Annotated in this window: 23 protein-coding genes; 18 read left to right on the top strand and 5 right to left on the bottom strand. The window is 57.7% G+C overall.

Going from position 1 to position 24,780, the window contains the following annotated elements:
- Positions 1–36 precede the first annotated feature (36 nt).
- From EDB95_RS13980 to EDB95_RS13895, 18 genes are read left to right on the top strand one after another with little or no spacing between them, the layout of a single operon-like run.
- Positions 37–828 (top strand): polysaccharide biosynthesis/export family protein, encoded by a 792-nt coding sequence (locus EDB95_RS13980; protein ID WP_246073640.1) that lies wholly within the window; start codon positions 37–39, stop codon positions 826–828.
- Between the two features lie 3 nt (positions 829–831).
- Entirely contained in the window at positions 832–3,183 is a 2,352-nt protein-coding gene (locus EDB95_RS13975; protein ID WP_133994419.1) for a GumC family protein, read from the top strand.
- A 7-nt stretch (positions 3,184–3,190) separates the two neighbouring features.
- Complete coding sequence (locus EDB95_RS13970) at positions 3,191–4,519, top strand: flippase (protein ID WP_133994418.1); 1,329 nt, start codon at positions 3,191–3,193, stop codon at positions 4,517–4,519.
- On the top strand, positions 4,519–5,436 hold the full coding sequence (locus EDB95_RS13965) for a nucleotide-diphospho-sugar transferase (RefSeq protein ID WP_133994417.1): 918 nt from the start codon (positions 4,519–4,521) through the stop codon (positions 5,434–5,436). The genes EDB95_RS13970 and EDB95_RS13965 overlap by 1 nt, the downstream gene beginning before the upstream one ends.
- Positions 5,433–6,725 carry an O-antigen ligase family protein gene (locus tag EDB95_RS13960; RefSeq protein WP_133994416.1) on the top strand — a complete coding sequence of 431 codons (1,293 nt, stop codon included), beginning with the start codon at positions 5,433–5,435 and terminating at the stop codon, positions 6,723–6,725. The genes EDB95_RS13965 and EDB95_RS13960 overlap by 4 nt, the downstream gene beginning before the upstream one ends.
- Positions 6,722–7,888 carry a glycosyltransferase family 4 protein gene (locus EDB95_RS13955; RefSeq protein WP_133994415.1) on the top strand — a complete coding sequence of 389 codons (1,167 nt, stop codon included), beginning with the start codon at positions 6,722–6,724 and terminating at the stop codon, positions 7,886–7,888. Before EDB95_RS13960 ends, EDB95_RS13955 begins: the two co-directional genes overlap by 4 nt.
- Positions 7,885–8,814 (top strand): glycosyltransferase family 2 protein, encoded by a 930-nt coding sequence (locus EDB95_RS13950; protein ID WP_133994414.1) that lies wholly within the window; start codon positions 7,885–7,887, stop codon positions 8,812–8,814. The genes EDB95_RS13955 and EDB95_RS13950 overlap by 4 nt, the downstream gene beginning before the upstream one ends.
- A complete protein-coding gene (locus tag EDB95_RS13945) occupies positions 8,799–9,356 on the top strand; it encodes an acyltransferase (RefSeq protein ID WP_133994413.1) in 558 nt (185 codons plus the stop codon). Before EDB95_RS13950 ends, EDB95_RS13945 begins: the two co-directional genes overlap by 16 nt.
- Positions 9,353–10,108 carry an O-fucosyltransferase family protein gene (locus EDB95_RS13940; RefSeq protein WP_133994412.1) on the top strand — a complete coding sequence of 252 codons (756 nt, stop codon included), beginning with the start codon at positions 9,353–9,355 and terminating at the stop codon, positions 10,106–10,108. The genes EDB95_RS13945 and EDB95_RS13940 overlap by 4 nt, the downstream gene beginning before the upstream one ends.
- A 4-nt stretch (positions 10,109–10,112) precedes the next feature.
- A complete protein-coding gene (locus EDB95_RS13935) occupies positions 10,113–12,197 on the top strand; it encodes a right-handed parallel beta-helix repeat-containing protein (protein WP_133994411.1) in 2,085 nt (694 codons plus the stop codon).
- The gene (locus tag EDB95_RS13930) at positions 12,194–13,402 is read left to right on the top strand and encodes a glycosyltransferase (RefSeq protein WP_133994410.1); all 1,209 of its coding nucleotides are present in this window, start codon (positions 12,194–12,196) and stop codon (positions 13,400–13,402) included. The genes EDB95_RS13935 and EDB95_RS13930 overlap by 4 nt, the downstream gene beginning before the upstream one ends.
- On the top strand, positions 13,369–14,319 hold the full coding sequence (locus EDB95_RS13925; RefSeq protein WP_133994409.1) for a DUF6625 family protein: 951 nt from the start codon (positions 13,369–13,371) through the stop codon (positions 14,317–14,319). Before EDB95_RS13930 ends, EDB95_RS13925 begins: the two co-directional genes overlap by 34 nt.
- A 3-nt stretch (positions 14,320–14,322) precedes the next feature.
- The gene (locus EDB95_RS13920; protein WP_133994408.1) at positions 14,323–15,054 is read left to right on the top strand and encodes a WecB/TagA/CpsF family glycosyltransferase; all 732 of its coding nucleotides are present in this window, start codon (positions 14,323–14,325) and stop codon (positions 15,052–15,054) included.
- A gap of 1 nt (position 15,055) precedes the next feature.
- Positions 15,056–16,066, top strand: coding sequence for a Gfo/Idh/MocA family protein (locus tag EDB95_RS13915; protein WP_133994407.1), 1,011 nt, complete (start codon positions 15,056–15,058; stop codon positions 16,064–16,066).
- Positions 16,067–16,071: 5 nt separating this feature from the next.
- Positions 16,072–16,965: an aldo-keto reductase family protein gene (locus EDB95_RS13910; protein ID WP_133994406.1), complete on the top strand. Its 894-nt coding sequence runs from the start codon at positions 16,072–16,074 to the stop codon at positions 16,963–16,965.
- Complete coding sequence (locus tag EDB95_RS13905; RefSeq protein WP_133994405.1) at positions 16,937–17,818, top strand: glycosyltransferase family protein; 882 nt, start codon at positions 16,937–16,939, stop codon at positions 17,816–17,818. Before EDB95_RS13910 ends, EDB95_RS13905 begins: the two co-directional genes overlap by 29 nt.
- A complete protein-coding gene (locus EDB95_RS13900) occupies positions 17,803–18,966 on the top strand; it encodes a glycosyltransferase family 4 protein (protein ID WP_133994404.1) in 1,164 nt (387 codons plus the stop codon). The genes EDB95_RS13905 and EDB95_RS13900 overlap by 16 nt, the downstream gene beginning before the upstream one ends.
- Positions 18,967–19,017: 51 nt before the next feature.
- On the top strand, positions 19,018–20,415 hold the full coding sequence (locus EDB95_RS13895; protein ID WP_133994403.1) for an undecaprenyl-phosphate glucose phosphotransferase: 1,398 nt from the start codon (positions 19,018–19,020) through the stop codon (positions 20,413–20,415).
- Between the two features lie 38 nt (positions 20,416–20,453).
- Here EDB95_RS13895 and EDB95_RS13890 read toward each other — a convergent pair whose 3' ends face one another.
- The 5 genes from EDB95_RS13890 to EDB95_RS13870 all read right to left on the bottom strand — a co-directional run bounded on the left by EDB95_RS13890 (position 20,454) and on the right by EDB95_RS13870 (position 24,767).
- A complete protein-coding gene (locus EDB95_RS13890; protein WP_133994402.1) occupies positions 20,454–21,188 on the bottom strand; it encodes a sensor histidine kinase in 735 nt (244 codons plus the stop codon).
- A 37-nt stretch (positions 21,189–21,225) separates the two neighbouring features.
- Positions 21,226–21,861, bottom strand: a complete 636-nt coding sequence (locus tag EDB95_RS13885) for a response regulator (protein ID WP_162852593.1) — start codon at positions 21,859–21,861, stop codon at positions 21,226–21,228.
- A 310-nt stretch (positions 21,862–22,171) separates the two neighbouring features.
- The gene (locus EDB95_RS13880; protein WP_133994400.1) at positions 22,172–22,978 is read right to left on the bottom strand and encodes a Rossmann-like and DUF2520 domain-containing protein; all 807 of its coding nucleotides are present in this window, start codon (positions 22,976–22,978) and stop codon (positions 22,172–22,174) included.
- Positions 22,975–24,195, bottom strand: a complete 1,221-nt coding sequence (locus tag EDB95_RS13875) for a carboxypeptidase-like regulatory domain-containing protein (RefSeq protein ID WP_133994399.1) — start codon at positions 24,193–24,195, stop codon at positions 22,975–22,977. Before EDB95_RS13875 ends, EDB95_RS13880 begins: the two co-directional genes overlap by 4 nt.
- Positions 24,192–24,767 carry a D-sedoheptulose-7-phosphate isomerase gene (locus EDB95_RS13870; protein ID WP_133994398.1) on the bottom strand — a complete coding sequence of 192 codons (576 nt, stop codon included), beginning with the start codon at positions 24,765–24,767 and terminating at the stop codon, positions 24,192–24,194. The genes EDB95_RS13875 and EDB95_RS13870 overlap by 4 nt, the downstream gene beginning before the upstream one ends.
- Between the last annotated feature and the right edge of the window lie 13 nt (positions 24,768–24,780).

The raw sequence follows: 24,780 nt of genomic DNA, 5'->3' as shown, positions 1-24,780 counted from the left end.
TTCCGGATTGCTTGCGTCGCGGTTATACTGGCTCTGTTGGTTTCCTCTTGCGCAGATACACGCAAATCCGTCTACTTTAACGGTATCCGGGATACCGTCTTTACCAATGCGGCCACGGCGCCGGCCCAGGTCATCCAAAGCAACGACCTGCTGAGCATCACGGTCACCAGCCTGAGCGCCGAAGCCACGGCCATCTTTAACGGGGGCAACACGCCCCTGCAGGCAAACCCGGCCATGACCGGGATCAGCAGCCAGATCGCTACCAACGGGGGAATCATGCCCTCGGGGACCAACACCCAGATGACGGGGTACCTGGTCAACCAGCAGGATTCCATCAAGTTCCCCGTGCTGGGCAGCATCAAGGCCGGGGGGCTGACCAAGGAACAACTGGAACAGGAGCTCACCCACCTGCTCGAAGACCAGAAGCTGCTGACGGCGCCCATCGTGACCGTCCGCTTTTTGAACTTCCGGGTGACGGTGCTCGGGGAAGTCCTGAGACCCAGCACCATCAACGTCACCAGCGAGCGCATCTCCATCCTGGAGGCCCTGGGGCTGGCCGGCGACCTGACGGTCTATGCGAAAAGGGACAACGTCCTGCTGATCCGGGAAGAGAACGGAGCCAAAATCGTCCGGCGGCTGAACCTGAACTCCCCGGATATCCTGACGTCACCTTATTACTATTTGAAAACGAATGATGTGATCTACGTAGAACCGAACAAGGCAAAAATCGCGAGCGCCGGCCGTTCCCAACAGCTGCTGCCGATTTTCCTGAGCGCCTTGTCCCTCTTGGCCATCATCGTCAGCTATTTTGTATTCAACCACAAGTAGACCATGCGCACTTTCCGCCGCCCCAACAGGCAAGACGAGGACGAAAATGTTTTTGTCCAGATTTTGTTCAAGTACCTGCCCTATTGGCCCCTTTTCGTGGCTTCCATCGTCGTGTGTGGGATCGTCGCCAAAATATACCTCCGGTACGCGACCCCGATCTACGAAGTCAAGGCGTCTTTCCTCGTCAAGGATGAGAAAAAGGGGGTCGACGACCAGAACCTGATGGAGCAACTGGACCTTTTTGGATCGAAGAAGTTTGTCGAGAACGAAATCGAGGTGATCCAGTCCCGGGTACTGATGCGGGAAGTGGTCCGGAACCTGTCCCTGTACGCCCCGGTGACCTACGAGGGGAAGATCAAGTCGGTGTCGGGATATATCTTTTCGCCGGTGATCATCCAGGTGCCCAACCCGGATTCGCTGGTGGAACGGAAGAAGGAATACTTTAGCTACGACAGCGCGGACAAAAAGGTCATCTTACACGGGAAGCGCTACCCGTTGAATGAATGGGTCTACGACAGCATCGGTGTCCTGCGCTTCATCCCCAACCCCAACTACGTGGCGCCGGTGGAGAAAAAGCCCTTGTTTTTTTCCCTGATCAGCGTAAAGTCAACGGCCGAAGGGGTCCTCCATAACCTGACGGCCAGCCAGGCCACCAAGTTGTCCTCGGTCATCGACCTGACTTACAAGGACCCGGTACCCACGCGGGGCGAGATCATCCTGAACAACCTCATCGACGTCTACCAGAAGGCGGCCATCTACGACAAAAATGCGCTGGCGGCCAATACCCTGAAATTCATCAACGAGCGGCTGGGCCTGGTGACGGGCGAGCTGGACTCCGTAGAGCGCGGGATCGAGCGGTACAAGGCCCGGACGGGCATCGTCGACCTGAGCGCGCAGGGAGAAGCCTACCTGGAAAGCGTGGGGGACAACGACCAGAAACTAAGCCAGGTCAACGTACAACTGGCAGTCATGGACCAGATCGAGCAGTACATCAAGTCCAAGTCCAACGAACCCGGGCTCGTGCCCTCCACCTTTGGGGTCGACGACCCGGTACTGGCGGCGCTCCTGCAACAACTCTACGCCCTGGAAGCGCAGTACGCCGGTCTCCGGAAAACGACGGCGGAGAACAACCCGATGCTCCTGACGCTGCAAAGCCAGATCGACCGGATGAAACCCAACATCCTCGAAAACATCCAGAACCAGCGCACCAACCTGCTCTCCGCCAAAACCGCCCTGGAAGGCACAAGCAGCAAATACGCCTCGATCCTGCAGGGCCTCCCCGCCAAGGAACGCGGGCTGCTCAGCATCAGCAGAACGCAGACGATCGAAAACGGCATCTATTCTTTCCTGCTGCAGAAAAGGGAGGAAACGGCCCTGTCCTATAATTCCGCGGTCTCCGACACCCGCATCATCGACGACGCGGAAGCCAGCGGCGCGCCGGTCAGCCCGAAGAGCATGATCATTTATGCTTTTGCGTTGATCGTAGGGCTGGGGCTGGGTGTGGTGTACGTCGCCATCCGCGAGGTCTTTAACCAAAATATCATCTTCCGCAAGGAAATCGAGTCCATGACCACCGTCCCCGTCGTGGCCGAGGTCATCTATGATGGGTCCCACCAGCACTTTGCCGCTGCGGACGGCGGCCGGAGCGTCGTGGCGGAACAGTTCCGGCAGCTCCGGACCACCCTCACCTACCTGGGGATCAACAGCAAGAAAAAACGCATCCTCGTGACATCGAGCATCAGCGGTGAAGGCAAGAGCTATGTCTCGTCCAACCTCGCCCATGCGCTCGCGATGTCGGACAAAAAGGTCGTGCTCCTGGAGCTGGACCTGAGAAGACCCGCGGTCTCCAAGGCGTTTGGGATTTCGCGGGAAGTGGGGATCACCAACTACCTGATCGGGCAGAAGGAAGGGGACGAGATCATCAAAAGCACCAGCGTGCACAAGAACCTCTTTTTGATTCCGTCCGGGCCCATACCGCCCAACCCCTCCGAGCTGATCTCGGGTGAGCGCGTCGCGGCCCTGTTGGACTACCTCGACACGATCTTTGACTACATCATTATCGACTCCCCCCCCATCAACCCCGTTACGGACAGCTACCTGATCGCCCCGCTTTGCCACGCGAACCTGTACGTCGTCCGGCACGCCGTCACGCCGAAGTCCAGCATCAAGGTGCTCGACGCCAACATCCGGTTGCACGGTTTGAAGAACATGGGCATCATCTTTAACGGGATCAAGAGCCGGGGGCTGGGCAGGTACGGATACGCTTACGGCTACGGGTATTCGTACAACTATGGATACGGCGAAAACGGCCAGGGCAAGAAGAAAAAACGCAAGAAAGTCAACAACGTAAACTGACCATTATATGGCCATGGAAGCTGCCTTGTCTGTATTCTACAGGCTCAAGACCAAGCAAAAAATCATTTTCAACTCTTTTTGGGTCGTTCTCGATAAAGTCATCCGTCTCCTGGGCAGCCTGGTCGTCGGTGTCTGGGTCACCCGGTACCTGGGACCCATCGACTTCGGAAAGTTCAACTATGCCGGCAGCATCATCGGTTTGTCCATCCCCTTGGTCAACCTGGGGATGAACAATATCGTCCTGACAGAGATGATCAAGTACCCCAAGCGGGGCGACATCCTCTTCACGGCCTTGATCCTGAAGCTGTGTTCGGGAGCGTTGACGATGCTGGCGATTTATTGTTTTTCGCTCACCATGCACGACGACCAGGTGACGCGGATCCTCCTGATCATCCTGTCGGCCCAGTGTATCCTCCAGGGCCAGGACCTGTTCGACCTGTTCAACCAGTCCCGGGTAGAGTCCAAAAACACGGTGATCGCCAAGTCGACCGCCTACCTGATCATCAACATCGTCAAGGCCATCGGGTTATACTTAGGTTTTACGATCATCCAGTTTACAAGCCTGACCATCGCGGAAACGATCTTGGGTACGTTTATCCTGGTGCTGTTTTACTTCCGGATCTCCAAACAGACGACGGCCGGGTGGTATTTCAACTGGGAGTTTGCCCGGAAGACCCTTAAACTGTCCTGGCCGCTGATCATCTCCGACCTTTTTATCATGCTCTATATGCGGCTGGACCAGCTCATGCTGAAGTCGCTGGCGGGGTACGCAGAGGTGGGCCGGTACAGCGCCGTGGTCCGGATCAGCGAGATCCACTACTTTGTCGCGGGGGCGATTTCCATATCGGTCTACCCGTCCATCGTCAAGATGCGGGAGCGGGGCGAGGACGCCTTCCGGGAGGGGTATCAGAAACTGTTTAACATCCTGACGACCATATCCGTGAGCGTCGCGTTGTTTTTTACCGTTTTCTCCGGCCCCATCACGCATTTCCTGTACGGGGCGCGTTTTGCGGGCATCGGGCAGATCCTGTCGGTACACATCTGGACGGGGGTCTTTGTGTTCTTAGGCGTCGGCGCCAGCAACTGGTACATCATCCGGAACTGTACCCGGTACATCCTGATCTTTACCATGACCGGTCTTTTTGTCAACATCGTCCTGAACCTGGTGTTGATCCCCAGGTACCTCAGCATGGGCGCCGCCATCGCCACCTGTATCGCGCAGCTTTTTGCGGCCGTGCTCTCGAACGTGTTCATCAAACAAACCCGGGAGCTGTTTATCCTGCAGGCGAAGTCGTTCCTCGTGTTCTTCAAGCCGTCTTCGAAAAACTACCTGTAATGACGCCACCGATCCTGATGATCGCCTTTAACAGGCCCCAACACGCCGCCCAGGTCTTGAACGCCGTCCGCCAGGCCAAACCGGCCCGGTTGTACATCGCCATCGACGGCCCCCGGGCCGGCAGGGCAGACGACACGGCGCGTGTAGCCGACACAAAAAAACTGTTTGATACCATCGACTGGGACTGTACCGTCTACCGCCTGATCCGCGAAGAAAACCTGGGGTGCAAAAAGGCCGTCAGCTCCGCGATCACCTGGTTCTTCGAACACGAGCCCGAGGGGATCATCCTGGAAGACGACTGTCTCCCCGACCCTTCTTTTTTCTCCTACTGCGCCTGGTTGCTCGACCGCTACCGCGACGACACTTCGGTGATGCACATCAACGGCGTCAATTTCCAGGACGGCCACCGGCGCGGCCCGGGTTCTTATTATTTCTCAAAGGTCTGCCACGTCTGGGGTTGGGCCAGTTGGGCCAGGGCCTGGAAGAAATACGACATCGGGATGCAGGGCCTGGAGGAATTTTTCGAACAAAAACTGGAGCAAAGCGTCATCACCCCCAAAGGCTCTTCGGAGTACTGGCTGGATGCCTTTTCAAAAACAAAAAAAGGACTCATCGACACCTGGGATTACCAGTGGGTTTTTTCGGTATGGAAAAATAACGGTGTCAGCATCATGCCCAACACCAACCTGGTCTCAAACATCGGCTTCGACGAACACGCCACCCATACAAAATCCTTTAACCCCACCGTATCGGGCAAACCGCTCGTGGGTCTGGAGGGCGGTATCCGGGACGTGGACCTGATCGTCCCGAACTATGAGGGGGACCTATATTCGTTCTCCCAACACTTCGTCTATAAAACCAGCTTTCTGTATAAGGTTCGCCGAAAACTGTTCTCCATCGTAGGTTTATACAAATGAAGACCAAGGTCCGCATCGTGGATATGTTCGCGTTTTTGTTTGGCGCCGCCCTTCCTTTTTTCGGCGCCTGGGCGAAGACCGGCCATACCCTGGGGAATGAGAAACAGGTCCTGGGGTTGTTGGTCTTCCTGTACTTGTTTTTGGGCAAGTCCTATTTCCAGTTGAACCCCCATCGCAATAAATTGCCTGGTTTTGCCAAATACTACCTGGCGTTTGCGCTCCTGACGTTTGTGTCCAGCGCCTTTAACCTCGTCACCAACGTCGGCATCGCCCAGTTTACCACCATCCTGATCGTGGGGGGGATCTACTACCTCCTCGCGGAAATATGCTTCCTGGAGTCCACCCTCGACAGCCTCTACAAAGGGCTGCTCGCCGGTTTCCTGGTATCGGTCTTTATCGCAACCATGCAGTTCCTGCGGATTTCCGACTTCGACATCTTCAAACCCGAAGAACTCAACGCCAATACCGCCTATACCGGTGACGACGACGGCCTCGACATGCTCCGGGTATGGGGGCCCTTCGGCAACGCCCTCACCTTTTCGTTTTACCTGTCCGTGGTCGGCGTGCTGATGTACGGCTACGCCGCCTTTGTCCGCCGGAGCCGGGTCTTTACCTGGGTCATCATCGGCGCGGGGCTCGCCGGCATCACGTTTACCATTTCCCGGACGGCGACGGTCGCCTTTCTCGGTTGTATCGGCCTGATGTATTTCCTCACCGTCAGCCGGGCGAAAAGAGGCCTTATTGCCGCCGCCGCCGTGGTCGTGCTCGCCGCGGGTTTTATCTACCTCCCCACCCTGATCGAAAACAGCCCCATCCTCAGCCGGGTCAACGACACCGGCACGGACTTCAAGGGCGGCCGCCTCGCGCTCTGGAACGTCGGCTACAATGTATGGCTCGACCACCCGCTGTTCGGCGCCGGCCCCGGCAACCTCAACATGGAACTCTACCGCTACGGCTGGCGCAATATGCAAAACGACATCCTCACGACGGTCCCCGGCCACGTGGAAAGCTTTTACCTCACCCTGTTGTTTACCTTCGGCGCCCTTTGTTTCAGCGTGTATTTGATGTATCTGGTGCTCTTTACCCGCAACAGTTTTGAGGTCTTCCGTGCCGGGCTCCGGAATAAGAAATTCGTGCTCGGCGTACCCGTCTTCGGCGCTTTGTTGTGCGTATTTATCAACAACGCCGTAGACCCCGCCATGATCTTCGACTTCCGTATGCAACTGCTCATGGTCCTCCTCATGGTCATCGGCGGGAACACCTATAAACAGTGGAAAGCCTCCCTATGAACATCCTGGTCGACTACCAGATATTCCTGGCCCAGCGGTATGGAGGGATTTCGCACTACCATGCGAAGATCCACCATGCCATCAACCGGGGTGCTTCCGGGCACCGGTCGGTTCTTGGGGTCTTCGGCTCCTCGAATAAATACCTTGGTTTTTTTCCGGATCCGTTCCGGTTGCTGAACCTGAAGGGTAAGGCCGTCCTGCGGTCGCTCAACCAGGCGGCGACAAAGACCTTCGTTCGCAGGTTTGACGTGTTTCACCCGAGTTACTACGATAACTACTTTTTGTCCGCCCGGCGGTTGCCGCCGTTTGTGCTCACCATACACGACGTGATCCCGGAGCGGTTCTTTATGGACGCGCGGGGGCGGGAGCTGGTGGCTAGGAAAAAGAATTTGATCCCCCGGGCGGCGCATATCATTGCTATTTCGGAGGCGACGAAGGCGGGGCTTTTGGAATATTATGATGTGCCGGAGAGTCGCGTGAGTGTGATTCCGCATGGGCGGCCGGATCATTTTGAGCGCTTTGCAGCGCGCTCTGCCCCCCCCGCGCGCGCCGCGTCCGCGGCGTCCGAGGCTGCCGCCGGCCACATGCTGCTCGCGGCCTCAGCGGCCTCCGCGGCGACCGGGGCGACCGCCGCGTCCTCCGGAAACGGCCAGCCGTACCTTCTCTATGTGGGTCTGCGGTCGTCCTATAAAAATTTCGCATTGTTTGCCGACGGCGTCGCCCCCTTTGCGCGCCGGCACGGCGTCCGCATAAAGGTGGTGGGGCCCGCCCCACTCCCTGACGAGTTGCAGCAAGTGGAGCGCCTGCGGCTGGCGCCCCTCACCGACTGGCTGACCGGCACCACCGACGAGGAATTGTATCGGTTGTACCGCCACGCCTTGTGCTTCGTTTTCCCCTCGCTCGACGAGGGCTTTGGCATCCCGTTGTTGGAAGCGGCGGCGGCCGGGTGCCCGGTCTTGTGTTCCGACATACCCGTTTTTCGCGAGATCATGGGGGACGCGGCCCTGTATTTCGACCCCCGCGCTGCGGAAAGCCTGGAGGGCCCGCTCGAACAGGTCAGCGGTTTGCGGTCCGTCCTCGTGGACCGCGCTACCCGGAACCTGGATCGCTTTTCCTGGGACGAGGCGGCCCGGCAAACGCTTCAAGTATACCTAAACGCATGACTTTTTCGATCGTTATACCCATCCACAATCGCCTGGAGCTGACCCGGCAGGGGCTGGCGAACCTCTATGAGGCGCTGGGCCGCTACCGCGGGGCCGCTGCCGCGCACCAGGCGGGTACCGCGGTCTCCAGCCGCGCCGGCGGCAGCACCTTCCACGTCATCGTCGTCGACGACGGCTCCACGGATGGGAGCGCCGACTGGATTGCGGCACACTATCCGGACATCCACCTGCTGAAGGGGGACGGGAACCTTTGGTGGAGCGGGAGCGTGAATGTGGGCGCGCGGTATGCGGTGGAGACGCTCCACGACGACTTTGTGATTCTTTGGAACGACGATACGGAGTGTGACCCGGAATATTTCACGGAGCTGGAGAAGGTCATGACGCTGGATCCGGTGTACCGGGAGTCGATCCTGGTGTCCAAGATCCTTTGGCAGGACCAGCCGGATGTGCTTTTTAACTTCGGGTGTTATTTTGACGCCCGGCGGGGGAAGAAGACCCTGATCGGCTGGAACCAGAAGGACGGGGCGGACTATGGGCGCATCATCCCGGTGGACTGGTCGGGGGGGATGGGGACGGTGATCCCGGCATCCGTCCTGAAAACCACGGACTACTTTGATGCAAAAATTTTCCCTCAATACCATGGAGACAGTGACTTTTTTTTGCGGGCGAAGGACAAACAGACCAAGGCTTTTGCCATCCCTACCCTGCGGATCCTGAACAACCGGGGGACGACGGTGGGGGGACCAAAACGGCTTTCGGACCTGAAAAAGATGCTGTATTTTAAGGGCTCAAGATTTAACCTGAAGCAGAACATGCAGTTCACCGCCCGTCATGCGAACCACCTGAGGGGCTGGAGCACGCTGCTGCGTACGTATACTATAGTCCTGGCCAAATCTTTAAAGCAGATCTTATGGGGACCCTCCTAGCGAACATCGTCAGAGCCGTCAGAATTTATTTGTACAATTCGTTTATCAGCAAAATACCGATCCACTTTATACGGTTGCCGCTTGTCCGCTGCTATGTCATTTTAGGAAAAGGGTCCAATGTATTACCGAACGTCAAAATCCTGAACCGGAAGTTCAAAAGGGACTTTATCCAGATCGGGGATCATTCGGTGGTGAACCCGTCTTGTCTGCTGGACGGCCGGGAGGCGCGGATCATCATCGGGAACAACGTGGACATCGCCCGGGGGAGCTGGATCTTTACCCTGGAGCACGATCCGCAGTCGAACCTTTTTTCTTCCAGGTCCGGGGACGTTGTGATCGAGGATTATGTGTGGATCGCGTCGAGGGTCACTATCCTTCCGGGCGTCCGCATCGGCCGGGGGAGCGTCATTGCGTCGGGCGCGGTGGTGACCAAAGACATACCGCCCATGAGCATCGCGGGGGGCGTGCCCGCCAAGGTGATCGGACAGCGGACCTCTACGCTGGACTATACCATTAAATACTTTCCATTACTGGACACATGAGCAAACACATCGGTCTTTTTGTCACCGCGGGGCTGGGGAACCGGATCCGGGTCATCAATAGTCTTCTCAACCTTCTGGAAGACAGCGGGGTCACCGATTACAAGGTGACCGCGTACTGGGTCGTCGCGGACGAGCTGAACGCGCGCTTCGAAGACCTTTTCGAGCCCATCGACAAGGTCAGGGTGGTCAATGTACCCAAGGCGTCCCTACGGTTCCTTTGGCTCAAGGCCTGGTACAAGGCGGCGGCGTATAATGACGTCAGGGACAGCAGCACCATTGACGTGGGCACACCAAAAACGATTTATATCCACACGGTCCACGAGTTCCACCCGATCAATAAAAACTTCGTGTTCTTCAACCGGCATATCCACGAGCGCACGGACGTACCCGCGCAGCGGTATGTCGGGATCCACATCCGCCAGGGGGACAACCGTCAGTCGATCGAACACAGCCCCCTGGGGATGTTTGAAGACAAGATCCGGGAAATACTTTTGGAGGAACCTTCCACGTTATTTTACCTGAGCACCGACGCGGCGGACGTGCGTCAGCAGTTCCATGAACGCTTTGGAGACCGGATCGTGGTGTCGCGGATCCCAAAGCTGGACCGCCACACCCTGGAGGGTATCCAGGGTGCCGCCAGCGACATGATCATCCTCTCCCGTTCGGAAAAGATCTTCGGTTCATTTTACAGCTCGTTTTCGGAAGTTGCTGCCCGTTTCCACAATATCCCATTGATTATCCTTAAAAAGTGAGCCCATGCGTACGCTAGCCTGCCTTATCCTTTTTGCTTGCACTTCTTTCCTACCCGCGCCCCAGAGCGTGACCTTTTATGTGTCGCCCACCGGTAGCGCGGGCAACCCGGGGACCCAGTCCGCGCCCTTTGCCACACCGGACCAGGCCTTCCAAGCCCTTAAAAACATCAAGGGGCCCCTCAACGCCGCCGTCGTCATGATGGCGGGTTATTATTCGTTCCCCAAAAGCCTGTTGATCTCGGGCAACGGACCCGATGCGTCCAGAAACATCATGCTGACCACGGACCACAACCAAAAGGTGGTGTTTTCCGGGGGCGTGCAGCTCAAAAACAACGACTTCCACCTGGTCACCGACGCGGCGATCCTCCGGCGGCTGCCGGCCGGATCCCGCGGCAAGGTCTACCAGGTCAACCTCAAGGCCATGGGAATTACGGATTATGGGAAATCCCTGCCCCACGGCTATAAACTAAATGTCCCCGCGAACCTGGAGCTGTTTTACAACGGAAGCCCGATGACGATTGCCCGCTACCCCAATGCGGGCACGATCCCCATCGGCAACGTACAGGACCATGGCTCCATCCCCCGGAACGGGGAACACGACAACCGGGGCGCGGTGTTTGCCTGTGCCGATCCCCGGATGAGCCGGTGGACAACGGCCAACCACGCCTGGATCGGCGGCTACCTGTCCTATGGGTATTCGGACGACTACGTGAAGGTCGCAACGGTCGACCCGCAGGGGCAGGCCATCCACCTCCAGGACCCCGCCTGGTACGGGGTATACGCCACCGCCGACGAAAGCAACGACATCCTCAAAAACGGCGAGTCCGTCCGCGGCTTTTATATCTACAACCTGTTGGAAGAGCTTGACCAGCCCGGTGAATATTACCTAGACCCGGATAGCGGCATCCTGTACTTCATGCCGCCGGATAACGGCCTGGCCCAGGCCACGGTCGAAGTATCCGTCCTGGATCAGCCCATTGTGCGCCTGTCACACATCTCCAACGTGACCATCCAGGGGATCGCCATCGAGTGCGGCCGGGGACAAGGTATATACGCCGAGGGGACGGACCATATCGTGGTACAGCATTGTCCCATTTACGACCTGGGCACGGTGGGCATCCAGCTCGCCTCCCACGAGGGTTCGGGTAACAATACCCATTTTACCATCCAGCATTGCTCCGTGTACAACACCGGCACCGGGGGGATCATCCTCGACGGGGGCGACCGGAAAAACCTGGTGCCCGCCGACAACACGGCGACCAACTGCGAACTCTTCAATTATTCGCGTATCGACAAAACCTATTCCCCGGCCTTTTTTATGGATGGGGTCCGGAACCACATCACGCACTGCTACATCCACGACGCCCAGTGCTCCGCCATCCAGTATTATGGCAACGACCAGGACATCTCGTACAACCATATCAACAGGGTCGCTACCCTGGTCACCGACGCCGGCGCCGTCTGCACCGGGAGGGACATGTCCTCCACGGGGAATGTCATCCAATGCAACTTTTTTGAAAACATCCAAAACACCACCCGCGAATCCGTCTGCGCCATCTACCTGGACGACGCCAGCGAAGGCATGCAGGTAAACTGCAACGTGTTTTATAAGTGCAGCACCCCGGGCACCTACAATTTCGGTGTCATCCACGTCAACGGCGGCAGCGACAATACGTTCCGGGACAACTATTTTATCGACTGTAACAAGGCTTTTTCCAACTCCCAATGGCCGGACAAGGTCTACCGGGCAGCCATCACCGACGCGGGACACCTGCAACAATACTACAGCAAGGTGGACATCCGTTCATCGGTATACCAGCAGAAATACCCCCAGCTCGCCCGGCTGACGGACACCGTACACCTGGCCACGCGTCAGAACTATACGTATAATTCCCTGTGCTGGAACGTCAGCGTGTATGCCGACAAGACCAGCTATGTCAACACCAACGTGTACATGACCAGCCAGGACCCCGGGTTTAAGGACGCCGCCCGCAAAGACTTTACGTTGCTAAACGCCCCGCCTCAGCTTGCCCAGGCACAGGGCTGGCAGCCGGTACCCTTTGCACAGATAGGCCCCCAAGCGCAATGATGGTTTACGTATATCCCAACATTCCCCGCCACCTCATGGGCGGGGGGAACCCTTATGTGGAAAACCTGAAAAGGTCCCTGGGGGTCGACCCGCAGACGGCGCCCAACGCCTTCCGGGACCTGCTCCGGAAGGGTTTCCGGGCGGACGTCCTGGTCCTGAATTGGGTGGAGGACCTGCCCCTGCGCAAGTCCGGAACCGTCCAGGCGCTGGTGTTCCTCCTTGCGCTGCCCGTGTTGAAGCTGCGCGGCCAGCAGATCGTCTGGATCAAGCACAACAAGGACAACCACTCGGGGAAAAAGTCCTGGCTCGGGGCGCGCATTCGCAAGGCGCTCACGCGGTATGCGACGCTGATCGTGGTGCATTCGACGGACTGCGACTTGCCGGCGGCGTTGCCGAACCTGCGGTTTGTGCCGCATCCGAGCCATTTGCGGGCGGAGGACATTGCGGGCCCCGCCGCCGCGGACATCGCGGACATCGCCGCGGCAGACATCGCGGGCCCCGCCGCCGCGGACATTGCGGACATCGCCGCGGCAGACATCGCGGACATCGCCGCGGCAGACATCGCGGAGGCCGCAGCGGACATCGCGGGCGCCGCAGCGGACAACGCGGCCCCCCGCCCGGAGGCCGACCCTCCGCCGATCGACCTCCTCATCTGGGGCTCCCTGCTCCCCTACAAAGGCGTCCTGGAATTCCTCCGCTTCGCGGACCAGGACCCTTACCTCCGGACGCTCCGGATCCACATCCAGGGCAAGTGTGCGCCGGGCTACCGGGAAGCGCTCGAACCGTATGTAAAGGGCAACATAAAACTGGTCGACGACTATATCGCCGAAGACGCCCTGGAAGGGCTTTTCCGGCAAACAAAGTGCATCCTGTTTACCTACCGCAAAACGTCGGTGCTTTCCTCGGGGGTACTGATCGACAGCCTCCGGGCGGGTAAACGGATCCTGGGTCCAGACTGCGGGGCCTTCAGGGACCTCGCCACTTATGACTTCGTTTCCTTGTATAAAGAATTGAAGGACCTACCGGAACTCTTCCGAAGATACGAGTACGACTATCAATTGAATCAGGATTCCGTACGAGCTTTTGTGACGGACCATTCCTGGGACAATTTCGGCGCCCGGTTGAAGACCATGCTTACCGCCGACCCTGACCTGTTGAAAAATGTCAACACATGTCCCGAATCGCCATATTCGTCGTCTGGGTAGGGCCCCTGCCCAACGGCTTCTCCTTTTGGCTGGATACGGCCAGGAGACAACCTTTTGACCTGATTTTCATTACCGACCAGCCCCGGCCTGAAGGGGCGGGTGACGTGACGTGGGTCCCCACCACCCTTGCGGCGTTGAGGGAGGGGCTTTCCCGGTTGATCGGCTACCCGGTCTCCCTGGAGTACCCGTACAAGCTCTCGGAGTACAGACCCTTCTGGGGACTGTTGTACCAGGACCTGATCGAGGGGTATGACTATTGGGGGCACACGGACCTGGATATGGTCTTTGGGGACATGACGCCCTTTCTGGAAGAGGCCTTGCAGGGACAACCGGACAAGGTCTTTAACCGGGGGCACTTCGGGTTGTTCCGGAACATCCCCAGGGTCAACGAGGTTTGTTTCCCCGAAGCCGTGGAACGCCTCCGCTTTGTGTTCCAGACCCAGGAATCCTGTGGTTTTGACGAATGGCTCGGGATCGGAAGGGTGGCGCAAAAGGCCGGGCTCAAAATGTACCTGGAGGAAATCGTGGCCGACATCCGGCCCAACGACTACCGGTTCCGGTGCACCGCGGGCGCGGGCAACAGCTATGAACACGAGGTTTTCCTCCTGGAAAACGGCGAACTGGTCCGTTACTACGTGACCGGCGGGGCCGTCCAGGCAAAACGATACGCGTATATCCATTTTCAAAAAAGAAGGATGTCCTTCCCCGAACACTACGATCCCGGGAAAACCTACCAGGTCGGCATCGGCGGGATCCGGGAAATCCGGGCCTTTGGGGGCACCCCCGCGGAGGTGCGGCGTCTCGATGGCAGGGACTATATCCACGCCTTCCGGCGGCTGGTCAAACGGGCCAGGATCCGCCTGGGGCTTGCGCCGCGGTCGCTGAACCTTTACCTAAGCACACTCGAATACACTTGATATATGTATAAATCTGTGGACGTCCTTGGATACAACGTATTCAGCGGCACCCTCGCGGACCTGGACGGTTCCAGGAAGCACCTCATCAATACGTTTAGCCCGAATTCCTACGGTCTTGCCGTTAAGGACGAGGGTTTTAAAAAAGCGCTCAAGGGCACCGACGTGCTGGTCCTGGACGGGATGGGCGTCGCCATCGGCTCGATGCTGATCCATGGCAAAAACATCAAAAAGATCGCGGGGCAGGACTGTTTTGACTACCTGATGGCCCGGGCGGAGGAAGGGCGCTGGAAAGTATTTTTCCTTGGATCATCTCCGAAGACCCTGGACAAGATCAGTGCCCGGGCGGCGCAGGAATTCCCGCACATCACCCTGGGGTCCTACTCTCCTCCTTTCAAAAGCGAGTTTTCCGAAGCCGACAACCAGGCGATGGTGGACGCCATCAATGCCTTTGAACCCCACGTCCTGTTTATCGGGATGACCGCGCCCAAGCAGGAAAAATGGGGTTACGAACAACGGGACGCCGTCAACGCCCGCGTGATCTGCGCCATCGGCAATGTCTTCGACTGGTACGCCGGCAACAGCAAGCGGCCCGCCAAAATATGGGTCACGCTTCGCCTGGAATGGCTGGTGCGGATCTTTATCCGGCCGGAAATTTTCAAAAGGAACACCGGCAACCAGATGGTGTTTTTCAAGGACGTCCTTCTTCACCTATTGCACATCAAAAGAACAAAATAGCATGGTAAAAGTGGCAGTTATCGGGGCAGGTAAAATGGGGATCTCCCACCTGTCCATCCTCGGCGCGCACCCGGACGTGACCCTGGTCGGCGTTTGCGATACCTCAAAAATGGTGACCGACTTTCTTCAAAAGTACAGCGGGGTCCCCTGTTACGCCGACTACAAAAAGATGGTTGCCGAGGCAAAACCCGAGGCGGTGTTTGTGGCCGTGCCGACCAAATTCCACTACGCCATGATCAAGGACATCCTGGACCAGGGAATCCACGTGTTCGGGGAAAAACCGCTTTGTCTCAGCCCCCAGGAGGGGAAGGAACTGGCTTCCCTGGCGGAACGGAAAAAACTGGTCAACCAGGTCGGCTACCACAACAAATTCATCGGCACCTTCCGGGAAGTCAAACAACTTCTTGGAGAAAAAGCCATCGGTGAACCCTATCATTTTACCGCCGAGGCGTATGGACCCGTGGTGACCGTACGTAAAAAAGCCACCTGGCGCTCCGATCCCAAAGAGGGCGGTGGCTGTCTCCTGGACTATGCCTCCCATGTAATCGACCTGGTTAACGACCTGCTGGGCCCTGTGGAGCGCGTAAAGTCGTCCCTGCTGAAATCCATTTATTCCGAAGACGTGGAAGACAGCGTGTATTCCCTGCTGGAGCTGCGCAGCGGCTTGTCCGGTGTCTTGTCCGTCAACTGGAGCGACGACACCTACCGCAAGATGTCCACGTCCATCACCATCCAGGGGACAAAAGGCAAAATCATATCCGACGCCAACGAGCTAAAAGTATTTTTCCGCGAGGCCGACTGTCCTCCCGGCTATAGCAAAGGCTGGAACGTCAAGAACCTTACCGACTTCCAGGAGAACGTCGCCTTTTACCTCAGGGGAGAGGAATACTCTTCCCAGATCGATTACTTTATCGACGCGGTCCAGGGCAAGGTCCCCAACGTCATCAACAACTTCCACAGCGCCTGGCTGACCGACCACGCCATTTCTTTAATCAGGAACACCGCAAACTAATTTGTATGGACAGGATCTTATTCGGAGACAACCAGTTTTTTGCCGTCAACCATATTTCGGATGAAAAATCCAGGGCCCAGGCCATCAAGTTCAAAACCGACCAGGCCATCATGAAGGTCCTCGACGACGCCCTCGACTGCGGCGTCTCCACCTTTATGTGCACCACCCACGACCGGATCGCCGGTGTCTGCCAGGCCGTGCTCGCCGACCCCGCCCGCTACGAGGGTTTCAAAATCTACCCTTGCATGCCCTACGCCCACAAGTACGCCAACGCCGTCACCGAGCTCGGCGTCGCCGGCGCGCTCAAACAATACGTCCCCGGAAACTTCTTCGGTTCGCTGTTTAAAGGCGGCATGGCGTATATATCGAAAGACTACGAATCCATCATGGAACTGATGATCGACGCCGAAATGAAAATGTTCAAGGGCATCGATACCCCCGTCATTTTCCTCCAAAACGTCATCACCGACCTGTTGATCGGCCTCCGCGCCACGGAGATCCTCGTCGCCTTCCATACCTATATCCGCAAAAAGTACGACGCCGAAGCGGGGTTCATCACCATGAACATGCCGCGGCTGGTGCAACTGCTCACAGAGGCTGGTGTCTCTAACCCCATCGTGTGTGCCTCCATCAATAAAGCCGGCTTCCGGATGTCCGGGGGGCGGGAGGTCTACGAAGAAACGCTGCGGTCGAAAAAATTCCGCGCCATCGCCATGCAGGTGCTTGGCGGCGGCGCCATCCCCCCCAAGGAAGCCATCGAATACGTCTGCGGCCTGCCCAACATCGAGTCGATCCTTTTTGGCGCCTCGTCCCGCGGCAACATCGAGAATACCGTTTCTTACATCCACCACTACGACAAGCTAAAGGCCCATGGCGCCGATCGTCCTGTTTACGTATAAACGACCGGAGGCGCTGGCGCGGACTATAGAGGCGCTGCAGCGCAATGAGGGGGCCCGCGAGAGCGTGCTGTACGTTTTTTCGGATGGGGCGCGCGCGGCGCAAGACGCCGCCGCCGTCGCCGAAGTCCGGGCCTACCTCCGGGGCATCAGCGGCTTCCGCCAGATCTTCATCAAAGAAGCGCCCACCAACAAAGGCCTCGCCGCCTCGGTAATCGACGGAGTCACCGAGGTCATCCGGGAACACGGCCGGGTCATCGTCCTGGAGGACGACCTCGTCACCGCGCCGAACTTCCTCGCGTTTATGAATGCCGCCCTGGACGCGTATGCGGGCGATCCCCGCGTCTTCTCCGTTTCCGGGTATACGCTACCGGTGCGGGCGGCCGGTGACGTCTATTTCACGCAACGGGCGAGCTCGTGGGGCTGGGCGACCTGGGCGGATCGCTGGTCGTCCGTGGACTGGGCCGTCGAAGACTATGCGCAATTCTCCCGCGACGCGTTGGCACGTCGCCGTTTTAACCGCATTGGCTCCGACCTGAGCGATTCCCTGCGGAAACAAATGGAAGGGCGGATCCATTCGTGGGCCATCCGTTGGGTGTACAACCAATTCAAGCAGGACAAGCTGAGCGTCTTCCCTACCCTTTCCAAGGTCATCAACATCGGGTTTGACGGGGGCGCCACCCACACCCGCCGGGGACAGGCGGGACGGTTTAGCACGGAGCTGGATCGCGGAGGCGCTTTGAGCTGGAACTTTACGGAACCCACCCTCGATCCGTCCACGGTAAAACAATTCGCGGCTTACTACAGCCTCCCCGTACGCTTGAAATACAAATTGATTCAATGGCTTCCCTCCTGATCCTGTCGCAACAGCCGCCGCCCTTGCACGGGGCGTCGCTGATGAACCAAAGGACCGTGGAAAGCCCCGCGCTCCGGGAAGCCTATGACGTCACACTGATCAACATCACCACGGCCAGGGAGCTGTCCGATACACGAAAGTTCGAAACGGGGAAGCTCCGGGTGTTTGCGGGGCAGGTGTGGAAACTCCTAGGAGCGGTTGTGCGACGGCGTTACGATATTTTTTACATCACGCTCAGCACCGACGGGCCGGCCTTTTACAAAGACGTGCTCCTGTGGATGATCGCCGCGCCTTTTGTCCGCAGGCGGGTGCTGCACTTTCATACCAAGGGGATCACCCAGGGGTCGGCGCCGAAGCTTGCGCTGGTCAGGTTTGTCCTGAAGCGGTCCTCCGTGATTGCGCTAAGCGCTTTCCACGGACGGGAGGTAGCGCCCTACGCGAGGGCGCTGTACGTACTCAACAACGGGATCCCCGTGGAGGCCCCGGCGCCGCCCGTTGGTGACCCGGTCCCGCGCGCCGACGCCGCGGCCCCGCCCATGGGCGCTCTGGCCCCGCGCGCCGACGCCCGGCCCGCCGGCGCCGCAGCGCCCCTGACCCTCCTGTTCTTTTCCAACCTCCTGGTAGAAAAAGGCATCTTCCAGTTCCTGGACGTCTGCACCCGCCTCCGCGCGCAACAGGTGCCCTTCCGGGCGGTGATCGCGGGGAAAGCGCTCAACATCAGTTACGACCGGCTCCGGTCCGAGATCGCCCAACGGGAATTGGAAACCGTCGTTATGGTCAAAGAAGCCGTGTATGGGGAGGAAAAAGTAAACGTGCTAAATGAAGCGGACATCTTACTTTTTCCCACCTATTATAAAGGAGAATGTTTCCCCCTGGTGATCCTGGAAGCCTTTCAATACGGCCTCGTGCCGGTGTGCTCGGACGAGGCGTCGATACCGGAAATGATTGAGCAGGGGCGGGACGGGTACTATTATCCTTACCAGGATACCGGCGCTTTTGCGGAGTGCATCAAAGCGCTGGCCTTTGACCGTGACCGGTTAAGAACACTTCAGGCAAACGGCCGCGCAAAATTTATGGAGAAATATACGTTTGGCAAATACGAAGAAAACCTTATCCAGATACTCGAAGCCGTACGCACCCATTCATAGGGTGCCTCGCCTCGCGGCGTTCCGCCGCTGAAACCTTCAAACCCTGTAAACATGGAAACCCGCTTGTCCTACTTTTTCCGGCTCGGACTTGTCTTTGGTGATTTCTGCATTGTGAACTTCAGCTACCTCGCCGGCTACCTGGTCATGAAATACTGGGTGCACGACAGTCATGTTCCGAATGTCGTCTTCAGCCAGATCCTGATCTTCAACCTGGGCTGGCTGACGCTGGCGTCGGTGTTGAAGCTGTATTCACGGGAAACCGTGGTGAAGATCGAGCAGATCTTCCGGCAGACGGTGAAGACGCTCGTGGCCCATGGGGTCTTTTTTGCGATCTTCCTGGTCTATAGCGACGAGAAAAGGTACGCCCTGAAGTTCCTGCCCGCGGCCTATGGGACGCTGTTGTCCCTGCTGACGCTGCGAAGCATCGTCCTGACCTACCTGACGGATAAATTCCTGAAAAGGGCGAAGTTGCACACCAAGACGGCCATCGTGGGCCATAACCAGACGGCGCTCCGGCTGGCCCGGTACTTTATCGTCCATCAGAACATGTATTCTTTCGAAGGCTTTTTTGACGCCCGCCTGGATTATGTAAACCCGGATGACGGCCGGAAGGGAGAGGGGCAGATCGAGAAATACATACATTTTGCGGCGGCCAACGACATCCGTGAAATTTACTCCACGATTCTGCCGGAGAAACAACAGTTGAACCGGATCATCGAGGTCGCCGACCAGTATTGTATCCGGGTAAAATTTGTCCCGGACTTCAGCGGCGCGTTGCAGTCGAACTATCACATCGACTACCTGGACGCGGTGCCCATCATCAGCATCCGGACGGAGCCCTTACAACAAGACATCCGCAACCAGGTGAAAAAGCGCGTTTTTGACGTCGTTTTCAGCCTGATCGTGATCCTTTTCGTGATGTCCTGGCTCACGCCCCTGATTGCCTTGCTGATCAAGCTGGAGTCGAGGGGACCGGTATTTTTCCGTCAACGCCGGACCGGTAAAGACAATCAGCCCTTTTGGTGTTACAAGTTCCGCAGTATGCGCGTCAACGGGGACAGCGACAAGGTCCAGGCCACCCGGGGCGACCGGCGGATCACCCGGATCGGGGCGTTTCTGCGCAAGTCGAATATGGATGAGTTCCCGCAGTTCTTTAACGTACTGGCGGGGGACATGAGCATCGTCGGCCCCCGCCCCCACATGCTGAAGCATACCGAGCAGTACAGCGCCTTGATTTCCAAATACATGGCGCGGCAATTCCTAAAGCCGGGGATCACGGGCTGGGCCCAGGTCAACGGCTACAGGGGGGAAACAAAAGACACGGAGCTGATGGCCAAACGGGTGGAGCATGACATCTGGTATATGGAGAATTGGTCGTGGTGGCTGGATATCCGGATCATCTTTATGACGATCATTAACGCGTTCCGGGGGGAAGACAACGCGTTCTAGCCGCCTCCGGCGGCGCGGCGCGCCCCAGGGGCGGCCCCTTAGCGGTACAGGAACGTCACCGTCGCAGTCGTTCCTTTCCCCCTGCCGCTCTCTATGGAGAGCGTTCCATAAAAATTATTGACAAGATAGTGGGCAATCCTGAGCCCCAGCCCCATACCGGGGGTGTTGCCCACATTCGACCCGCGCTCGAAGGGTTGGAAAAGCCGGTCCAAATCCTCCTCCGGGATACCGATCCCGTGGTCCTTCACCTGCAGGCCCCAGACCTCTTCGCCAAAGCGAAGCTCGACGATAGGCGCCTTTTTCCCCGGAGAATATTTAAAAGCATTTTCTACAAGGTTGCGGAGCACCAACTGAAAAAGCGCGGGGTCGATCCGGACCAGCCGGGGTTTGCCGGTGACCTTTAGTTCCGCGCGCCGGCCGTCTTTCCAGGGATGGAAATCCTTGGCCAGCTCTTCCCGGGTAGCGATGAGGATGTTGGAGGGGTCGGCGACAGGGGGGATTTCCCCTGGTTCCCAGCGGCTAAAGTGCACCATCCGGTTGATCACGTCGGTGACGTGGGTGATCTCGGAAAGGATGGCCTGGGCGTGTTCCCCCACGAGGTCTTTGTCCTCGCCGGTCAAACGGGTCTGCAACAGGACCAGGAGCTCGGCGCTGGTTTGTATGATGGAAAAAGGCGTGCGTAATTCGTGGGAAAGCGTCTGCAGCAGGATGTGCCTCAGCACAGGCGGCGCCGACGGTTCCAGGAGAACCGCTTCTGGGGTGGGGTTCTGCATGAAAATGAGATAAGGATAAGGCGGTTATGAAATGCGATCAGTTCGGCAAAAACCTGGCCAATAACTCGTATTTGGAATTCACATTCAGCTTCTTATAAATCTTTTTCTGGTGGTCGTTGACGGTGCTGACCGAAATCTGCATCACCATGGCGATCTGTTTGTAGGTAAAGCCCTTCAGAAAGTAGCTCACGACTTCCGCCTCCTTTTTGGTCAGGATATCCTCATAGTCCGTCCGTCTTTCTTCCGTAATGCCATTCAGCTTCCGAACCAGGATGTTGGCGGCGACCGGCGAAATAAGGGTCGACCCCTCGCGGATCTGGTAGAGCTGTTCCTTTAACTGGGCAAACGCGACCGGTTTCAGGAGATACCCTTTGGCGCCCCTGACGGTGGCGCTCCAGATCACGTCTTCGTCCATGTTCCCGGTAATGATCACGATGTCGGCGGAAGGATAGATCTTTCGGAGAATGGGGATCCCATCCAGCCCTGAAATGCCCGGCAGCTCTATATCCAACAGGATAACAGCGGGTGAATTCTTGTGGAGTTCTGTGTTTGAAATCAATTGTTCGACAGAGGGAAGGGAAAAGTACAGATCCATATCAGGATCGTAGTCAAACATCTTTTCCAGGTTCTTTCGCAGCATCAGAGAGTCCTCAATCATACCAATCGAAATCATAACGCTAGGTTTTAGTTGGTTAATCAGCAGCCCAGTCATATAAGCAAAAAACAATCTACCCTTCTCAATACAGCAAGGTGGGACGTTCTCACATAGGAGCAATCGTTACGAGGAAAATACTTTTCCTGAGGAGATTGGATGGACGAAGTTTCAGAATGGTAAGCGAGAGCGTTAAACTATTTTAATGCCAATCCCCCTTCTAAGATGCAAATAGACTGCCAAAGTTTAAAAGAGGAGGCGTACGTAAATATACTTTTTTTTTCGCATTTTCCGCCCCTAAGTTAAGGGGATAAAGCCATCGATACAAAAATCAGGGGTGAACGCCATATTTTCTAGCGTAGAAAGACCTGATTTTGTTGGTAAACGCATTATACCACTCCAGTAGCTCCGGGTATCCTTCCAATTGCTCCTGGTGCTTCCTTATCGTCGCCTCATCCCCCCGGACCGCAGGCCCCGTCTGCACTTCCGCGGGCGGGAAGTCCTTTAACCGGCGCACTGTTTCGGCCATCAGCGGGAGCAGCATGTCAATACTTTGCCCCTTATCCTGTAGGAAAAGATCGGTTTGCGTGTAGAGATAATTGGGGAAGTTATTCACAAGCACCCCCCCGATGTGGAAAAAAAGCCGCTCGGCGTCATTGCACCTTTTTACCATGGGGGAAATCGTTTTCGCCACGCCTTCAACGATCGACCGTACGTCCTCATCGGAGCCGTCGACCAGCAACGGGATGATGTCGGGGTCGGTTTCTTTCCGGAGGCTTTGGAGGGGGTAGAGGACGCCGTATCGTTTGGAGGCCTCTTTTAAGACGTCCAGGGGGACGGAGCCGGCGGTGTGGACGACGAGGGCGTCGGCTACGCGTATCTGGCCGGCCACGTCTTTTACGGCGGTGTCGGAGACGGCGACCAGGTAGAGGTCGGCTTTTTTGAGGTTTTTCGGGTCTTGGATAGCCTCCGGCGCCGCGTTTGGCGCCTCCCCTTTTCGCGCCTCGGCCCGTAGCGCCGCGCCCAGCGCCTCCGCATTCCGCGGACTGCACACCTGGAGGATCGTGTGCCCCGCCCGCTGCAGCCGCTTGCCCAGCACCGTGGCGACATTACCCGAGCCGATCAAAGTGATGGTCATAAGGGGTTCTGTTTGGGAGGTATATAATCGTACGGCAGCAGGTTCCCGATTTTCTGCCACCACGTCCAATAACCCTGGAACACGAGGTCGGTGTTCATATAACTGCCGTTGGGAAAAACTTCCATGGGAAAGCCCCGGAGGAGCTCCAGGTCCGTGGACATACCGCCCGCGCCCCGGTAACGGTCCGGTGGCGCTGCCCTAAGGTACAACACTTTCAAGACCAGGTCCCAGTCCAGGACGACGGTATTGGAGTCCCGGGCGACGACGATGGCCTCCCGGGGGTGTACCTCGTAGGGATAAAAAATGAGGGGCTCGTTCCTTATGTCATCGAGCGCCCGGTTGTATCCCGTTAAGAAATCCTGTTGTAGCAGCGCTTCCGGCATCGCCCGGGCGCCCTCCGGTCCCGCGGAGTCCCTGGCCGCCGCCAGCGCCTGCCTGAGGTTGCCCTTCAGCCGCCGGATAAGGACGCTGTCCTTCCGCCCCTCCATGTGCAACGTAAAACCCTCTTCGGTCAACCGGTCCTGGTAAAGCGCCCTGAAAAAGTGAAGGGCCGATCCGTAATACGCCGTGGCCCGGTTCCGCTCCCAGCGGGTCACTTTGGTGGGGCTGCCCGGCATTTCTTTAAAAAGGGGGAAAAAGGAAAAGGCAACGGACCGGGTGGTCATTTCGTACCGGAAACTTTCCAGCGTTACCTGGACTTCGTACCCCAGGTCCCGGTTCTCCACAAGGATGGGCCCGTCGGAGTAAGCGTCCAGTACCTGGCTTTTGGGCGCATAGTGGATACGGATCACTTCCGGGTTAAGGATACGGCAGCTCCGCGCGAAATCGGAGGTCCCGATAAAATTATCCCGGAAAACGGCGCCCCAGCGCTTGTACCCGTCTTTGTCAAACGCCTGCACCCTGACCTCACCCAGCTCGGCGACCTTGGTCCGGAGCGAGACCTCGAAATCCGTCCGTGGGCTGCGGCTGTCGATGGCCTCCAGGTCGGTCTGGTAACCCACACTGGAAATGACCAGGACATAGCGGCCCTCGGGGACACCCGTAAGGGTAAACGCCCCGTTTTCATCGGTCACGGTTCCCCTGGAGGTATTGCTGATAAAAATGCTCGCCCCCGCCAGGGGTTTACCGTTATCGGCGGCGGTCACGTGCCCGTGAAGGGTGCTTTGAGCGGCAACTGCGAGCGGCAGGACGGCCGCGAGCAGGGCTAAACGCTTCATGGAAAAAGGTTGGCCTCGACCAACTGGCAAAGGATGTGCCCGATCAGGATGTGTCCTTCCTGGATCCGCGGGGTATCCTTCGAAGGCATGGGGAAAAGGTGATCGCTCAGCCCCGCCATCTTTCCCCCACCCTGCCCCGTAAAGCCGATGGTGATGACGCCTTTGGCCCGGGCGGCCTCGAACGCCTTGACGATATTCCCCGAATTCCCCGAGGTGCTGATGCCGAAAAGGACGTCGCCCTTATCCAGCATGCCTTCCACCAGGCGGGCATAAATGACATCATAGCTATAGTCGTTCGCCACCGCTGTCAGGTAGGACGTATTGCAGTGCAGGGCCTCCGCCGGCAGGGCCTTGCGGTCCTTGTAAAAACGGCCCGAAAACTCCGCGGCCAGGTGCTGGGCATCGGCGGCACTGCCCCCGTTCCCGCAAAAATAAACCCGGCGTCCCGCCCGGAAGGCGTCCGCGATCAACACGCTGGTCTGCGCCAGCTTCGCGTGCAAGGCTTCGTCAGCAAGGAGAGCCTGTTTGACTTTTACGGACTCTTCAAGGATGTGCCTGATGGTTGCTATCATGTGGGCAAAAATA

The organism is Dinghuibacter silviterrae (genome assembly GCF_004366355.1).
GTDB lineage: Bacteria > Bacteroidota > Bacteroidia > Chitinophagales > Chitinophagaceae > Dinghuibacter > Dinghuibacter silviterrae.
This window is presented reverse-complemented; position numbering and strand designations above follow the sequence as displayed.

Coding starts and splice junctions, on each gene's coding strand:
- EDB95_RS13945 (WP_133994413.1), top strand. CDS start 8,799: ATGGGGACCCTCCTAGCGAACATCGTCAGAGCCGTCAGAATTTATTTG.
- EDB95_RS13975 (WP_133994419.1), top strand. CDS start 832: ATGCGCACTTTCCGCCGCCCCAACAGGCAAGACGAGGACGAAAATGTT.
- EDB95_RS13870 (WP_133994398.1), bottom strand. CDS start 24,767: ATGATAGCAACCATCAGGCACATCCTTGAAGAGTCCGTAAAAGTCAAA.
- EDB95_RS13940 (WP_133994412.1), top strand. CDS start 9,353: ATGAGCAAACACATCGGTCTTTTTGTCACCGCGGGGCTGGGGAACCGG.
- EDB95_RS13920 (WP_133994408.1), top strand. CDS start 14,323: ATGTATAAATCTGTGGACGTCCTTGGATACAACGTATTCAGCGGCACC.
- EDB95_RS13880 (WP_133994400.1), bottom strand. CDS start 22,978: ATGACCATCACTTTGATCGGCTCGGGTAATGTCGCCACGGTGCTGGGC.
- EDB95_RS13910 (WP_133994406.1), top strand. CDS start 16,072: ATGGACAGGATCTTATTCGGAGACAACCAGTTTTTTGCCGTCAACCAT.
- EDB95_RS13890 (WP_133994402.1), bottom strand. CDS start 21,188: ATGCAGAACCCCACCCCAGAAGCGGTTCTCCTGGAACCGTCGGCGCCG.
- EDB95_RS13970 (WP_133994418.1), top strand. CDS start 3,191: ATGGCCATGGAAGCTGCCTTGTCTGTATTCTACAGGCTCAAGACCAAG.
- EDB95_RS13950 (WP_133994414.1), top strand. CDS start 7,885: ATGACTTTTTCGATCGTTATACCCATCCACAATCGCCTGGAGCTGACC.
- EDB95_RS13905 (WP_133994405.1), top strand. CDS start 16,937: ATGGCGCCGATCGTCCTGTTTACGTATAAACGACCGGAGGCGCTGGCG.
- EDB95_RS13930 (WP_133994410.1), top strand. CDS start 12,194: ATGATGGTTTACGTATATCCCAACATTCCCCGCCACCTCATGGGCGGG.
- EDB95_RS13955 (WP_133994415.1), top strand. CDS start 6,722: ATGAACATCCTGGTCGACTACCAGATATTCCTGGCCCAGCGGTATGGA.
- EDB95_RS13895 (WP_133994403.1), top strand. CDS start 19,018: ATGGAAACCCGCTTGTCCTACTTTTTCCGGCTCGGACTTGTCTTTGGT.
- EDB95_RS13885 (WP_162852593.1), bottom strand. CDS start 21,861: ATGATTTCGATTGGTATGATTGAGGACTCTCTGATGCTGCGAAAGAAC.
- EDB95_RS13965 (WP_133994417.1), top strand. CDS start 4,519: ATGACGCCACCGATCCTGATGATCGCCTTTAACAGGCCCCAACACGCC.
- EDB95_RS13925 (WP_133994409.1), top strand. CDS start 13,369: ATGTCCCGAATCGCCATATTCGTCGTCTGGGTAGGGCCCCTGCCCAAC.
- EDB95_RS13900 (WP_133994404.1), top strand. CDS start 17,803: ATGGCTTCCCTCCTGATCCTGTCGCAACAGCCGCCGCCCTTGCACGGG.
- EDB95_RS13935 (WP_133994411.1), top strand. CDS start 10,113: ATGCGTACGCTAGCCTGCCTTATCCTTTTTGCTTGCACTTCTTTCCTA.
- EDB95_RS13875 (WP_133994399.1), bottom strand. CDS start 24,195: ATGAAGCGTTTAGCCCTGCTCGCGGCCGTCCTGCCGCTCGCAGTTGCC.
- EDB95_RS13960 (WP_133994416.1), top strand. CDS start 5,433: ATGAAGACCAAGGTCCGCATCGTGGATATGTTCGCGTTTTTGTTTGGC.
- EDB95_RS13915 (WP_133994407.1), top strand. CDS start 15,056: ATGGTAAAAGTGGCAGTTATCGGGGCAGGTAAAATGGGGATCTCCCAC.